This is a genomic window from Nocardioides aestuarii, assembly GCF_039527245.1.
GTDB lineage: Bacteria > Actinomycetota > Actinomycetes > Propionibacteriales > Nocardioidaceae > Nocardioides > Nocardioides aestuarii.
The window spans coordinates 3,118,691-3,132,751 of record NZ_BAAAJT010000002.1 but is presented as its reverse complement, the minus strand read 5'-3'; the positions used below and the strand labels follow the sequence as shown (position 1 = coordinate 3,132,751).

Genomic DNA, 14,061 nt, shown 5'->3' with positions numbered 1-14,061 from the left:
ACGCTACGGGAGGTCGAGTCGCGCGTCCGTGACCGTCCGATCGCGGGTCTGTGACCGTCGCGTGCCCCACATCCGCGACCGGACGGTCACACGTCCGCGACTCGGCGACAAATGACGGAAGGGCCCTTCCAGGTATGAGCTGCAAGGACCCTTCCGCTTGGGGAGTCTCGAGGCACTGGGCCGACGATCCACCCCGGTGACCGGCTCGGGTGACGCGTCCCCGGTCGATGCACTCCTCGACTCCGGTCCCCACCAGCCCCGTCACCGGGCAGTACGGTCGGACCTGGCGGACCAGCTCCTGACCTGGTGGACCCTCGTCTCCGAGTCATCCCGTCCTCCCTCGCAGGAGGACGTGAGGAGAGTTCTACGCCCGGTCGGACCGGGCGCACAAGGGGTTCGGAGCAGCCGGTGGGGCTGTTCCGCGGTTTCCGGCGTGTCCTCAACAGCTCCGGACGCCTTGCTCACAGCCGGAACCGGTTTCTCCACAGAGCGGTGGAGAAGCTGTGGAGAAGTGGTCTGGACATCGAGGGCCGATCGGGCACCGGCACCGGACGCCCGACGCCCTCGAGACGCGACGCACCCCCGCAGCGGTGCTGCGGGGGCTCGTGCCCAGAAATAGGTGAAGGGCCCTCGCAGGTATGAGCTGAAAGGGCCCTTCGGGTGGCAGGTCGCGAGCCAAGGCCCGCGGTCCCGCCGGTGACCGGTACTGGTGATGCTCCCGGTCGATGCACTCCTCGACTCCGGTCCCCTCCGCCTCATCACCCGGCGGTGGCGGCCTTCCCTGGGCGAACCAGCTCCAGCCGTACGGACCCTCGTCTCCGAGCCATCCCGCTCCCCCTTGCGGGAGAACGTGAGGAGAGTTCTATGTCGCAGAGCCCCTGCCGCACAAGGGGTTTCGCCGATCTTTCTTCACATACTTCGAGTTCCGGCGAGTCGTGCACAGCGAGCGACGAGTTGTCCCCCGCTCCGGCTCAGTTCTCCACAACATCAGCCGTCTCCTGTGGAGGGACCGCCGACCGTCGACGGACCTCCTCGAAGGCGGAAGCGATCTCGAGGAGCCGGCGGTCCTGGCCGTGCGCGGCCACGAGCTGGACGCCGACCGGGAGCCCCTCGGGGGTGTGCCCGGCGGGCACCGAGATCGCCGGACACCCGGTGACGGAGATCAGGTAGCCCGAGCGCATCCACGCGAGGTAGTCGGGCATCGTCTCGCCGTCGACCTCGGTGGGGTACTCCTGGTCGGCCGGGAAGGGCGGGACCTGGGAGGTCGGCAGGACCAACAGGTCGTAGCGCTCGAAGAACCGGCGCATCGTCTCCGACAGGGCCGTGCGCTGGGAGTAGGCCCCCGCCACGTCCGCGCCGGTCAGCGACTCGCCGGCCCGGATGTTGTCGGCCAGCGACTGCTTGATCCCGTCGGGGTGCTCGCGCAGCAGGTCTCCGTACGACGCCTGGAAGTGCCAGGCGCGCAGGGTCCGGAAGGTGTCGTCACCCAGGGCCAGGTCGGGGTGGTCGTCGTAGACCTGCGCCCCCGCGCCCACCAGCAGCCGCCCGGCGTCCTCGACGACCGATCGCACGGCCGGGTCGACCCGCAGCAGGCCCCCGAGGTCGGCGCTCCACCCGACCCGCAGCCCCGGCAGCGAGCCGATCACCGGCGGGGCGAAGGCGTCGCCGGGGTCACCCAGCGCGAGCGGCACGCGCGGGTCCGGGCCGGCGAGCACCGACAGCAGCAGGGCGACGTCACCGACCGTGCGCGCCATCGGGCCGGCCACCGACGTCGTCTCCCACTGGTTGGGGGCGGGCCAGGTCGGCACCCGCCCCAGCGACGGCCGCATGCCGACCACCCCGCAGAACGACGCCGGGTTGCGCAGGCTGCCGCCCATGTCGGACCCCTCCGCGAGCGGCACCATGCCCGAGGCCAGCGCAGCCGCCGCTCCCCCGCTGGAACCACCGGCCGAGCGCGTGGCGTCGACGGGGTTGAGGGTGGTGCCGAAGACCCGGTTGAAGGTGTGGGAGCCGGCGGCGAACTCGGGGACGTTGGTCTTGCCCATGAGCACCGCGCCCGCGCGGCGGATCCGCTCGACGACGAGGTCGTCCCGGTCGGGGACGTGGTCGGCGAACAGCGGCGAGCCGTAGGTCGTGCGCCAGCCGGCGACGTCGTGGGTGTCCTTCACCGCGAACGGCAGGCCGTGGAGCGGGCCGACCGGGTGGCCGGCCGCGAGGTGCTCGTCGGCCGCCCAGGCGCCGGCCCGCGCGCGTTCCTCGTCGAGCGAGACGATCGCGGTCAGCTCGGGGTTGCGCTCGGCGATCCGGGCGAGGTGGAGGTCGAGCAGCTCGCGGGCGGAGATCTGGCGGCGGCGTACGGCGTCGGCCATGCCGCGCGCGGTCCACTCGACGGTGACACTCATGGCCGACAGCCTGTCAGGAGGTTCCTGAGCCGGTCGACGGGGTCAACGGCGACGGCCGACGAGCACCCCGAGCGCGACCAGCCCGGCGCCCACGGCGAGGCCGACCCAGAAGTCGTTCGCGCCGCCGACCCGGCCGGGCCGGGCGTCGGTGTAGACGGCCGGCATCCCGGGCGCCGAGGGGTCGGTGAAGGTCGCGCCCGCCGGCGTCACCCCGGCAAGGACGTCGTCGATGCCGCCGAAGAACTCGCCGGCCATCCGCTTGGACACCGAGGCCAGCATCCGCTGCCCCACCCCGCCGAGCATGCCGCCGACGACGGCGTCGGCGTCATAGCTGACGGTCGTGCCGTCGCCCGACGACGAGAACGTCACCGGCACGGTGGCGCCGATCGTGCCGGGCGCGCCGGCGCCGTCGAGCCGCATCACCAGCGACTCGTGGGGCACCAGGTCGGTCAGCGTGCACGATCCCGAGTATGTGCCCTTGATCGCCGCGACCCCCGCGGTCACCGTCATCGCGTAGGCGTTCTCCCCCACTGCCTCCAGCCGCTCGCAGCCGGGGATCGTGCGGACCAGCACGGCCGGGTCGAGCAGGGCCTCCCAGACGCGGTCGACCGGGGCGTGGAGGGTGTGCTGGCCGGTGAACTTCACGGGGACTCCTCGGTGGCGTGGGACTGGCGGAGGTGGAAGAGCTCGGACGGCGAGATCGGCATCGCGGTGATCGGGAAGCCCTCCGCGTCCTCGATGGCGGCCGCGAAGACCGCCGCCGACGGGATCACGCCCGCCTCCCCTGCACCCTTGATCCCCAGCGGGTTGAGCGGCGAGGGCGTCTCGAGGTGGTCGATGTCGATCCCGGCGGGCACCTCGGTGACGTAGGGCATCAGGAAGTCCATGAAGGAGGCGTTGAGCAGCTGGCCTGCGTCGTCGTAGACCATCCGCTCGTAGAGCGCACCGCCGACGCCCTGGGCGACGCCGCCGTGGATCTGGCCCTCGACGATCAGCGGGTTGATGAGGTGGCCGCAGTCGTGGACCACGGCGTACTTCAGGATCGTGATCTCGGCCGTCACCGGGTCGGTCTCGACGACGACCGCGTGCATGCCGGAGGCGAACGTCGACCGCTCGGGGCTGTAGAAGTCCTTGCCCTCCAGGCCCGGCTCGTCGTCCTCGGCGACCGGCGGCCGGCCGGGATCGCCGACGGAGAACTGGGTGGCCGCCTTCGATGCCTCGTCGAAGGCGTAGCGCAGCGGGTTGGAGAGGACCGCGACCGTCCCGAGGTCGATCTGGGACTCGGTCCCCTTGACGCGGACGACGCCGTCGACGATCTCGAGGTCGTGCTCGTCGGCCTCGAGCGCGTCGGCCGCGATCCGCAGCGCCTTCTCGCGTGCCCGCAGCGCTGCCAGGTGGACAGCCGAGCCGCTCATCACCGCCGCGCGCGAGGCGAACGTGCCGACGGCGTAGGGCATCCGGCGGGTGTCACCGGTGGTGACCTCGACGCGGTCGAAGGGGACGCCGAGCGCGTCGGCGACGATCTGGGCGAAGACGGTCTGGTGGCCCTGTCCCTGCGTGGTGAGGCCCGTGGAGACCTTGACCTTCCCGGAGGTCTCGACGTGGACGTGGGCGCCCTCGTAGGGGCCGACGCCGGTGCCCTCGACGTAGCATGCGAGGCCGAGGCCGACCTGTCGGCCCTCGCGCGCCATCTCCTCACGGAAGGCCGGGAACTCGTCCCAGCCGACCAGCGCCTTGATCTTCTCGAGCATCGCGGGATAGTCGCCGGAGTCGTACTCGAGCTCACGGCCGTCCTGGAAGACCAGTCCCTGGTCGAACGGGAACTCGTCGGGCTGGATGAAGTTGGCGGCACGCACCTCGGTGCGGTCCTTGCCGAGCGCGGCCGCGATCGCGTCCATCGTGCGTTCCATGACGAAGCAGCCCTGCGGCCGGCCGGCGCCGCGGTAGGGCGTGACCATCACGGTGTTGGTGTAGATGCTCTCGAAGACCACGCGATAGCTCTGCGGCTTGTAGGGGCCGAGCAGCTGGGTCGAGGTGATGATCGGGACGATCAGGCCGTACGGCGTGTAGGCGCCGTGGTCGTGCCAGAACTGCACGTCGAGCCCGAGCACCCGGCCGTCGTCGTCGAACCCGACCTCGACGTGGTGCTCCTGGGCGCGCTCGTGGGCCGAGGAGATGAAGTGCTCGCGCCGGTCCTCGGTGAACTTCACGGGGGTGCCGAGGATGCGGGCCGCCATCGGTACCAACAGCTCCTCCGGCCACGGATGGTTGATCTTCACCCCGAAGCCGCCGCCGACGTCCGGCGTGATGACGTCGACCTGGCCGAGGTCGAGGCCGAGCCGTGCGGCGATGCAGCCGCGGACGCCGGTCGCCGTCTGGGTCGACGTCCACACCGTCATCCTCCCCAGGTCGGGGTCCCAGCGGGCGACCGTGCCGCGACCCTCGAGCGGCTGGCAGGCCGACCGCTCGACGGTGAGGTCGAGGCTCAGCGTGTGGGGCGCGGCCGCGATCGCCGCCCGGGCGTCACCGTTCTCCTGCTCGAGCCGGGCGCCGACGTTGCCGGGCACGTCGTCGTGGACGAGCGTGCGCGCCTCGCGGGACGCCGCGATGCCGACGACGGGCTCGAGGAGCGCGTAGTCGACCCGGATCCGGGCGACCGCGTCCTCGGCGACGTAGCGGTCCTCGGCGACGACGAAGGCGATCGCCTCGCCGACGTGGTTGACCTCGTCCTTCGCCAGCGCGTGCTGGGTGCGGCCGTGGAGCAGGGCCGGGTGCGGGATGAGGAGCGGCAGCGGCTCGGCCATCGCTCCCTCCAGGTCGTCGTGGGTCCACACGAGGTGGACGCCCTCGACGTCGAGCACCCCGCTGACGTCGATGTCGAGGATCCGCGCGTGGGCGTGGGGCGAGCGGAGCACCGCGGCGTGGAGGACCCGCTGGCCGACCAGCACGTCGTCGGCGTACCGCCCCTGGCCGGTGACCAGCCGCTGGTCCTCGACGCGCCTGACGGGCGTCCCGAACAGCTTCGTCGTCATGACCGCGCCGCCTCCATCACGGCCTTCACGATGTTCTGGTAGCCGGTGCAGCGGCACAGGTTGCCGGCGACCATCTCGCGGGCCTCGTCCTCGGTCGGGTCGGGGTTGTCGCGCAGCCCGGCGGTGATGGTCGTGAGGAAGCCGGGGGTGCAGAAGCCGCACTGGAGGCCGTGGCAGTCGCTGAAGGCCTGCTGCACCGGCGACAGCGATCCGTCGGACGCGGCGAGACCCTCGACCGTCGTGATCTCGGCGTCCTGGGCCGAGACGGCCAGGACCAGGCAGGAACGCACCGGGCGCCCGTCGACCAGGACGGTGCAGGCGCCACACACGCCGTGCTCGCAACCGACGTGGGTGCCGGTCAGCCCGCAGTCGTGGCGCAGCGCGTCGGACAGCAGCCGCCGCCCCGGCACGGTCACCGCGTGGGCGGCGCCGTTGACGTGGAGCACGACGTCGTGGGTCTCCTCAGGCGGTCCGGTCACGGGCCATCTCCTTCGCTGCCGCCAGGACCCTGCCGGTGAGGACCCGGACCAGGTGGGCGCGGTAGTCGGCGGTCGCGTGGATGTCGTCGGCCGGATCGAGGTGCGCGAGCGCGACCTCGGCAGCCTCCGGCTCGCGGCCGGTCACGTCGACCACGGTCGGGGTGTCGTCGACCGAGAGGTAGCCCAGGCGTACGGCGTCCGGCGCGACGTGGGCGGCGACGCCCACCATCGCGTAGTCGCCGTGGCGGCGTGCGATCTCCGCGAAGCCGACCCCCTCCCCCGCACCCAGCGCGGGGAACCAGGCGGAGGTCGCGACCTCGTCGGCGGCCAGGGTCGACTCGAGCGGACCGGCGTAGAGCTGCGAGGCCGGGACGGTGCGGGTGCCGCGCACCGACGTCGCCTCGACCGACCCGCCCAGGAGGCAGAGCACGGCCGGCATCTCCGCAGCGGCGTCGGCATGGACGATCGAGCCGACGGTGGTGCCGAGGTTGCGGATCGTCGCGTGCGCGACGTGGGAGAGCGCCAGCGGGATGAGCGGCTGGGCCGCCCCCACCGCCGCGTCGGCCAACAGGTCGGCGTGGCGCACCATCGCCCCGACCCGGACGCCCCCCTCGTCGACCGAGATCGTGTCGAGCCCCGGCACACCGCCGAGGTCGACCAGGGTCTCCGGGGACGCGAGCCGCATGTTCAGCAGCGGGACCAGGCTCTGGCCGCCGGCCAGCACCTTCGCGCCCGGCTCGCCGGCCAGCAGCGTCAGCGCCTCCTCGAGGCTCGCCGGCCGGCGGTAGCGGAAGGGAGCTGGCTTCACGCCCTCCTCAGTCCTCCTTCGCCCGGCGACCGGGGGCCGGCGCCTGGTCCTCGGCGTGGGCGCCGGTGCGGCCGACGGCCATCATCGTGCCCTCGGCGTCGCTCGGGGCGACGGCCTTGGCGAGGTGGTAGCCGAGCACGATGATCACGGTACCCATCGCGATCCCGCCGAGCGGGAAGTCGGCGGTCACGTTGAAGAAGGCGTTGTCGGCGAGGCCGATGCCCATCGTCAGGCCGGCCGCGACGGGCACGAGGTTGACCGGGTTGGCGAAGTTGACCTGGTTCTCGACCCAGATCTTGGCGCCCAGCAGTCCGATCATCCCGTAGAGGACGAGCGTGATCCCGGCGAGCACGCCCGAGGGCGTGGTCGCGACCAGGGCCCCGAACTTGGGCACGAAGCCGAAGAGGATGGCGACGATCGCGGCGACGAAGTAGGCCGCGGTGGAGTAGACCCGGGTCGCGGCCATGACGCCGATGTTCTCGGCGTAGGTCGTCGTGGGCGAACCGCCCACCGCCGAGGCGAGCGCCGTGCCGAAGCCGTCGGCGGCGACCGCCTTGCCCATGACCGGGTCGAGGTCCTGGCCGGTCATGCCGGAGACGGCCTTGACGTGGCCCATGTTCTCCGCGACCAGCGCGATCACCGCCGGCAGGGCGAGGAGGGTGAAGGTGACCGAGAGGTTGGGCAGGTGCCAGCCGACCTCGGCCATGTTGTTGGCGCCGCCGAAGGGCGACTGGTTGCCGATCAGGCCGTCGACGGTGTGGGGCGGGAAGCCGAACCAGTCGGCCGCCTTGACGTTGGTCCAGTCGACGCGGTCGCCCTCGACGCCGCCGACGCCCATGGCGTCGAACACGATCGAGAGCACGAAGCCGAAGACCAGGCCGAGGAAGATCGCGATCCGCCCGAGGAAGCCGCGCAGACCGACGGCCATCAGGATGACCGCGAACATCGTGATCAGGGCCACCCAGCGGTCGGCCGGCATGTAGATGCCGGTGGCGACGCGGGCGAGGTTGAAGCCGATCAGCATCACGACCGCGCCGGTGACCACCGGCGGCAGCACGGCGTTGACGAACCCCGGACCGGCGACGTGGATCGCCACGCCGACGGCGAGCAGGACGACGCCGGAGACGAGGATCGCGCCGGTGACGTCGGCCGGGCCGCCGCCCGCGGCGTAGATCGCGGACGCGCCGCCGACGAACGACGCGGAGGTGCCGAGATAGCTGGGGACCCGGCCCTTGACGATCAGCAGGAAGCAGATCGTCGCGATGCCGCTCATCATGATCGCGAGGTTGGCGTTGAGGCCCATGATCAGCGGGAAGACGAAGGTCGCCCCGAACATCGCCACGACGTGCTGGGCGCCGAGGCCCACCGTCTTGCCCCACGCGAGGCGCTGGTGCGGTGCGACCGCCTCGCCCGGCGCGGGATCCACCACGTCCCACTTGAACATCGACATCGTTCCTCCATGGCTGACCCGGCCCCCGCGTGGGGACTCAACGTAGTGAGGTCATGACACACCCTCGACGGCGGAACGTGCCGAAGGAACGCCGGTCGCGCTGGCACACGTTGCGGGGTGTGACGGGCACCCCGTGAAGGTCGTCTCAGGCCCTGCGCCGGGCGCGGAGCAGCGTGACCGCGGGCGCCAGAGCGACGACCCCGCCCAGCAGGAGCGAGGAGCCCACGACCAGCTCGGCGGCGTGGGCCGGCGGGACCACGAGCCAGACCAGGCCGAATGCGGCGCCGAGCGCTCCCGACACCCCCGCGACGACCGCCCCGAGCACCACGGCGCCCCGCAGCGTCGCCTCCTCGGAGGCGACCGCGGCGACGATCCCGGTCAGGAGCGTGATCCCGAGCGGCCACGACGCGTAGAAGACGGTGAGGAGGACGAAGCCGAGGAGGTAGGGCCAGCCGCCTGGCCCGTCGAGGCCGCCGTGGTCGGCCACCGCGCAGCCGACCCCCACCACGGCGACCTGCGCCAGCACGGACAGCAGCGGGCGCCAGCAGCTCACGTCGCGGCCTCCTCGCGCCGGAAGGCCACCAGCAGCGGCAGCAGCGGGACCACGCTGGTGACCAGGAGCGCGGTGGCGAAGACCCGGTCCGCCTCACCGTCGGCGCGGAGGAGCTCGGGAGCGCCCAGCACGAGACCAGCCACCCCCACGAGCGCCGCCACCACCGCACCCACGATCGTGGCCGTCCGCGCAGCGTCGCCGCTCCGGGCGAAGCTGCCGGCCAGGGCGCAGCCGAGGAGCAGCAGCCCCGGCAGCGAGAGGTAGAGGAGCGCGATCACCACCACGCCGAAGGCGTAGCCCCAGGAGCCGACGGGCTGCGGCAGGTCGGAGCGGTCGATCCAGAGCGCCACGAACAGGGCGAGACCGACCTGGGCGAGGACCGACAGGAGCGGGAGCCAGGGGCGCAGTCGCATGGCCGCCAGTCTGGTCGCGGCCGGCCGGGTCGCGCGTGAGGCCGGGTGCTCAGCCGGCGATCTCGAGCACCCGCAGCGCCACCGCGACGTCGAGGCGCAGGTGGGGGTCGGACGAGAGCGGCCCGAGCAGCCGCTCGAGCTTGCCGACGCGGTAGCGCATCGTGTTGTAGTGGAAGAACTGCAGGCGCGCGGCTTCCGCCACGTTGAAGTTGGTGTCGAGCAGGACCTGCAGCGTCTCCCGCAGGTCCGCGGCCTCGGGCGTGCGCAGCGCCAGCGGCCCGAGCACGTCGTCGACGAACGACCGCAGCTCGGCCGGGTCGGGGACGAGGGCGATCAGCCGGTGGAGGCCGAGCTGGTCGAAGAAGGTCGTGGAGCCCGCCCCCGAGACGCGGCGGCCGACCTCGACCGCCCGACGCGCCTGGGCATAGCAGTCGGGGAGGTCGTCCAGTGTCGCCGCGACCCGCGACACCCCGGCCGAGAACGACCGTCGCCCACCGCCCCGGTCACCGGCCACGGCCGCCACGACGCGCCGTACGACGTCGGCGGCGGCGGGCTCGCCGGGGTCCGCGTCCGTCGTGTCGAGCGGCAGCAGCGTGACGACCTCGGAGGAGAAGTCGACCGAGGGCACGCCCGGACCGAGGCCCTGCGTGACCTGTCGCCACGCCGCCGAGAAGCGGCCCTGGTGGCGGCGCCGCTGGTCGGCGGGCAGCGCCTCGTCGGCAGTGTCGAGCTCGGCCGACACGACGACGACCGGGCGGTCGAGGCGCCAGCCGAAGGCGGTGGCGTGCTCCTCGACGTAGGCCGCGTCGCGGACCCGGCGCGCGAACAGCTCGCGCAGGAAGTCGCCCTGGTACTTGTTCTCGACAGCAGTGATCGACTCCTCGCGCGTGATCAGGAGCGCCGCCACCGTCGCCGCCCGCTCGAGGGCGTGGACGTCGTCCTCGCCGAGCGGGCCGTCGCGGCGTACGCCGACGAGCCGCGCGAGGTCGGTGCCGGCGGCCGCCACCCGCAGCACGCGGACCTCGCCGCCGCCGACCCGGGTGCCGTCGGCGCCGATGCGCTCGACGCGGACCCGGCCGGTGTGGTCGAGGAGGTCGGCGCCGGCCAGCAGCTCGCGGTCGCCCGGCTCGAGGTGGGACGCCTGCTCCCGGCCGTCGCTCGACGTCACGGCGATGCCGGCACCGAGCACCCCGGCGACCTCCTCGGCGATCCGGGCCAGGTCGCCGCCGTCGAGGACGATGTGGGTCAGCGCCGTGTGGAGGGCGTCGACACGGGCGAGCGCGGCGGCCGCATCGAGCTGGTCGGGCCTCATCCCTCATCACCTTCTGTCACGGATCGGACCGATCGTTGGCACAACCTCACGTCGCGGAGGCTACCGAGACGCCACTAGCGTCGGAAGGCATGACCCCCGTCGCGGCGCCGCCCCGCGTGCGCGACCTGCTGCGCACCGCGCCCGACGGGCCGGTGCCGGTGCTCCACGCCGGCCCGCTCGCGATCTACGTCGAGGTGGCCGGTCAGGCCGTCGGGGTGCTGGCGGCCGGTGCGGTCCGGGTGCCGTGCGGACTGCGGACGCGGCTGAAAGATCTGGCCCTCCATGTTTCGACAAACGGTGGTCCAGACCCGTACGTTGTGGGTGGGGCGCTTCACCTCGGCAGTCGGCCACTGACCGTGGGACGAGTCGTGGGGACGTACGTACCCACCCTTCGTCACGAGGTCGTCCGCAGCACAAAGACGGGCCCGGCCACCGTTCAGGCCACCCCCCCGGCCACGGTTGCCGGGCTCGTCGCTGCACTCCCCCGCCGCCGCGACGACGCCACCGGCCTCCCCGCACTCGTCGGCCGCGGCGAGGGTCTCACGCCCCTGGGCGACGACCTCCTCTGCGGATGGCTCGCCACGCAGCGCGCGCTGGGCGTCGCGACCCCGGCGGTCGACGCCGAGCTCCGACGCCTGCTGTCGCGCACCACCCGACTCTCCGCGACCCTGCTCGAGTGCGCCCTGGCCGGAGAGACGCTCCCCGAGCACGCCGACTGGCTGCGTGCCGTCGGCGGCCACGACGAACCCGCCCGCGCCCGGGCCCTCGCAGCCATCGGCGCCACCTCCGGCTCGGGACTGCTCCACGGCTCCCGCGCCGCCCTCGACCAGCTCCGGGAGGCCGCATGACCACCACCCGTCCGACCACCGACCACGTCGAGCTCCGGCGCGGCGCCTACGCCGACTCCGTCGCGCTGCTCCAGGTCAGCCGCGACGTCCAGGGGGTCGCCGGGGTCGTCACCGCCCAGGTCGCGATGGCGACGCCGCTCAACGTCGAGGTGCTCGAGGGGCTCGGTTTCACGCTGCCCGACGGCACCACGACCAACGACATGGTGGTCGCGGTCCGCCTGTCCCCGGACGGCGATCTCGAGACGGCGCTCGCCGCGGTCGACGCCGCCCTGCGACCAGCCCGCGGTCCGTCCGGCCCGGAAGGTGCTAGCGCGCCGCGGCGTACGACCGCGACGGCGCTCGACGAGGGCCGCGGGCTCGTGCTCGTGTCCGTGCCGGGGGCGAGCGCCTTCGTCGAGGCGATGGACGCCCTCGACGCGGGCTGCGACGTGATGGTCTTCAGCGACCACGTGCCCGTCGAGCAGGAGGTCGCGCTCAAGCGCACGGCCACCGACCGGGGGCTGCTGGTCATGGGCCCCGACTGCGGCACGGCCGTGGTCGGCGGGGTCGGCCTCGGGTTCGCCAACGCGACCCGGCCGGGTCCCGTCGGCATCGTCGCCGCGTCGGGCACCGGGTGCCAGCAGCTGCTGGCGCTGCTCGACCACGCCCGCGTGGGAGTCGGTACGGCGCTGGGCGTCGGCGGTCGCGACCTGTCCGCGGCGGTGGGCGGGCTGTCCACGCTCGAGGCCATGCGGCGGCTCGAGGTCGACGACGACGTCGAGCTGGTCGTGGTCGTCTCCAAGCCGCCCGACCCGGCGGTGGCCGCCGAGGTGGAGGCCCTGGCGGCGACCATGTCGACGCCCCTCGAGCTCGCCCTGCTCGGCACCGGTCGCCCGGACCTGACGGCTGCGGCCGAGGCCGTGCTGCGCCGGTTGGGGCACGACGTGCCGGCGTGGCCGGTGTCGGGACGTGCCGTCCCGGGACCAGCTGGCGTCGTGCGGGGGCTCTTCGTGGGCGGCACCCTCTGCCAGGAGTCGCGGCTCCTCGCCGACGCCGCCGGCGACGGCGGGGGCCACACCTTCACCGACTTCGGCGACGACGACTACACCCAGGGACGCGCCCACCCGATGATCGACCCGACCCTGCGGCTCGAGGAGCTCCACCGCGCTGCCACCGACCCGACCACCGGGGCGCTGCTGCTCGACGTGGTGCTCGGCCACGGTGCCGAGGCCGACCCGGCGGCGGCGCTAGCCCAGGCGCTCGCCGGGGTCCGGGTGCCCGTGGTGATGTCGGTCGTCGGCACCGCCGACGACCCCCAGAACCGGGAGCGCCAGGTCGCGGCCCTGATGGCCGCGGGCGCCGAGGTCCACCTCTCCCACGCCGCGGCCACGCGCCGCGCGCTCGAGCTCGCCGGAGGCACGCGATGAACGCACCCGACCGCGTCGTCACCGTCGGTGCCGAACGGCTGGCCGACGCCGTCGAGGCCCAGGCCGTCGACGTCGAGCGCGTCTCCTGGCGGCCGCCGATGCCCGGCACCGAAGCCGATCTCGTCGCCGTCGCGGCCGACCCACGTCGGCGCGAGGCCAACGCCCGTGCCGTCGAGGCCGTCCTCGGTGTCACCGCCCACCTCGTGGACGTCGCGCCCGCCGCCGAGCTGCTCGGGCTCGAGCCCGGCCAGTTCCTCCACGCCGGCCCGCCGATCGGGTGGGACCGGGCGTCCGGCCCCCTGCGCGGCGCGCTGATGGGAGGGGCCGTCCTCGAGGGGCTCGTCGACGACCCCGACGACGCGGTCCGGCTGTTCGAGGACGGGTCGACGGTCAGCCTCGAGCCGTGCCACCACCGCGACGCCGTCGGTCCGATGGCGGGCGTGGTCACGCCGTCGATGTGGATGTTCGTCCTCGAGGACCGGGCCACGGGGCGGCGTACGCACTGCACCCTCAACGAGGGGCTCGGCAAGGTGCTGCGCTACGGCGCCTACGGGCCCGAGGTCGTCGCGCGGCTGCGCTGGATGGGCGACGTGCTCGGCCCGCTGCTGCGGGCCGCGGTGCGCGGGAGCGACCCCGTCGACGTCACCGGCATCCTCACCCAGATGCTCCAGATGGGCGACGAGGCCCACAACCGCAACCGGGCCGGCACCCTGATGCTGCTGCGCGACCTCGGTCCGGCGATGGTCAGCAGCGGCTTCGACGCCACCGACGTCGCCGAGGCGCTGCGCTTCGTCGGCGGCAACGACCACTTCTTCCTCAACCTCGCCATGCCGGCCTGCAAGCTCGCGCTGGACGCGGCGCGCGGCATCGACGGGTCGACGATGGTCGTCGCGATGGCGCGCAACGGCACCGACTTCGGGATCCAGGTCGCCGGCACCGGCGACGAGTGGTTCACCGGGCCGGCGCAGGTCGCCGACGGCCTCTACCTCGGCGACTACGGCCCCGACGACGCCAACCCGGACATCGGCGACTCCGCGATCACCGAGACCGCCGGCATCGGCGGCTTCGCCATGGCGACCGCACCCGCGATCGTGCGCTTCGTGGGCGGCTCCGTCCCCGACGCCCTCGCCACGACCCGGCGGATGCGAGAGATCACCCTGGCCGAGAACCCGCGCTGGTCGGTGCCGATCCTCGACTTCGCGGGTGTCCCGACCGGCATCGACGTCACCCGGGTGTGCCGGACCGGAATCCTGCCCCAGATCAACACCGGCATGGCCGGCCGCGTCGCCGGCACCGGACAGGTCGGGGCCGGCCTGGTGACTCCCCCCGCCGACATCTTCCCGAAGGCCCTCGCCCGA

General features: G+C 73.4%; 12 protein-coding genes. 3 read left to right on the top strand and 9 right to left on the bottom strand.

What is annotated here, in order from left to right; translation table 11 throughout:
• Positions 1-971: 971 nt before the first annotated feature.
• The 9 genes from ABD091_RS15710 to ABD091_RS15670 all read right to left on the bottom strand — a co-directional run bounded on the left by ABD091_RS15710 (position 972) and on the right by ABD091_RS15670 (position 10,449).
• Complete coding sequence (locus ABD091_RS15710) at positions 972-2,402, bottom strand: amidase (protein WP_343920127.1); 1,431 nt, start codon at positions 2,400-2,402, stop codon at positions 972-974.
• 42 nt (positions 2,403-2,444) lie between these two features.
• Positions 2,445-3,047: an SRPBCC family protein gene (locus tag ABD091_RS15705; protein ID WP_343920125.1), complete on the bottom strand. Its 603-nt coding sequence runs from the start codon at positions 3,045-3,047 to the stop codon at positions 2,445-2,447.
• Complete coding sequence (cutA, locus tag ABD091_RS15700) at positions 3,044-5,434, bottom strand: aerobic carbon-monoxide dehydrogenase large subunit (protein WP_343920123.1); 2,391 nt, start codon at positions 5,432-5,434, stop codon at positions 3,044-3,046. Before cutA ends, ABD091_RS15705 begins: the two co-directional genes overlap by 4 nt.
• On the bottom strand, positions 5,431-5,913 hold the full coding sequence (locus ABD091_RS15695) for a (2Fe-2S)-binding protein (protein WP_343920121.1): 483 nt from the start codon (positions 5,911-5,913) through the stop codon (positions 5,431-5,433). The genes cutA and ABD091_RS15695 overlap by 4 nt, the downstream gene beginning before the upstream one ends.
• On the bottom strand, positions 5,897-6,721 hold the full coding sequence (locus ABD091_RS15690) for an FAD binding domain-containing protein (protein ID WP_343920119.1): 825 nt from the start codon (positions 6,719-6,721) through the stop codon (positions 5,897-5,899). The genes ABD091_RS15695 and ABD091_RS15690 overlap by 17 nt, the downstream gene beginning before the upstream one ends.
• Before the next feature lie 7 nt (positions 6,722-6,728).
• Complete coding sequence (locus ABD091_RS15685; protein WP_343920117.1) at positions 6,729-8,171, bottom strand: uracil-xanthine permease family protein; 1,443 nt, start codon at positions 8,169-8,171, stop codon at positions 6,729-6,731.
• 145 nt (positions 8,172-8,316) lie between these two features.
• Complete coding sequence (locus tag ABD091_RS15680) at positions 8,317-8,724, bottom strand: hypothetical protein (RefSeq protein WP_343920115.1); 408 nt, start codon at positions 8,722-8,724, stop codon at positions 8,317-8,319.
• Positions 8,721-9,137 carry a hypothetical protein gene (locus ABD091_RS15675; protein WP_343920113.1) on the bottom strand — a complete coding sequence of 139 codons (417 nt, stop codon included), beginning with the start codon at positions 9,135-9,137 and terminating at the stop codon, positions 8,721-8,723. The genes ABD091_RS15680 and ABD091_RS15675 overlap by 4 nt, the downstream gene beginning before the upstream one ends.
• A 49-nt stretch (positions 9,138-9,186) precedes the next feature.
• Positions 9,187-10,449, bottom strand: coding sequence for a PucR family transcriptional regulator (locus tag ABD091_RS15670; RefSeq protein ID WP_343920111.1), 1,263 nt, complete (start codon positions 10,447-10,449; stop codon positions 9,187-9,189).
• An 89-nt stretch (positions 10,450-10,538) separates the two neighbouring features.
• Here ABD091_RS15670 and ABD091_RS15665 point away from each other — a divergent pair, with 89 nt between their 5' ends.
• The 3 genes from ABD091_RS15665 to ABD091_RS15655 form a co-directional block, all read left to right on the top strand.
• Positions 10,539-11,297, top strand: coding sequence for an oxamate carbamoyltransferase subunit AllH family protein (locus ABD091_RS15665; protein WP_343920109.1), 759 nt, complete (start codon positions 10,539-10,541; stop codon positions 11,295-11,297).
• Entirely contained in the window at positions 11,294-12,703 is a 1,410-nt protein-coding gene (locus ABD091_RS15660; protein ID WP_343920107.1) for an AllF/FdrA family protein, read from the top strand. Before ABD091_RS15665 ends, ABD091_RS15660 begins: the two co-directional genes overlap by 4 nt.
• On the top strand, positions 12,700-14,061 hold a 1,362-nt coding region (locus ABD091_RS15655), incomplete at its 3' end, for a YlbE family protein (protein ID WP_343920105.1). The genes ABD091_RS15660 and ABD091_RS15655, both read left to right, overlap by 4 nt.

Excerpts from the sequence above, each read along its gene's own strand:
- ABD091_RS15665 (WP_343920109.1), top strand. The coding sequence starts at position 10,539 with ATGACCCCCGTCGCGGCGCCGCCCCGCGTGCGCGACCTGCTGCGCACC.
- cutA (WP_343920123.1), bottom strand. The coding sequence starts at position 5,434 with ATGACGACGAAGCTGTTCGGGACGCCCGTCAGGCGCGTCGAGGACCAG.
- ABD091_RS15710 (WP_343920127.1), bottom strand. The coding sequence starts at position 2,402 with ATGAGTGTCACCGTCGAGTGGACCGCGCGCGGCATGGCCGACGCCGTA.
- ABD091_RS15675 (WP_343920113.1), bottom strand. The coding sequence starts at position 9,137 with ATGCGACTGCGCCCCTGGCTCCCGCTCCTGTCGGTCCTCGCCCAGGTC.
- ABD091_RS15670 (WP_343920111.1), bottom strand. The coding sequence starts at position 10,449 with ATGAGGCCCGACCAGCTCGATGCGGCCGCCGCGCTCGCCCGTGTCGAC.
- ABD091_RS15685 (WP_343920117.1), bottom strand. The coding sequence starts at position 8,171 with ATGTCGATGTTCAAGTGGGACGTGGTGGATCCCGCGCCGGGCGAGGCG.
- ABD091_RS15660 (WP_343920107.1), top strand. The coding sequence starts at position 11,294 with ATGACCACCACCCGTCCGACCACCGACCACGTCGAGCTCCGGCGCGGC.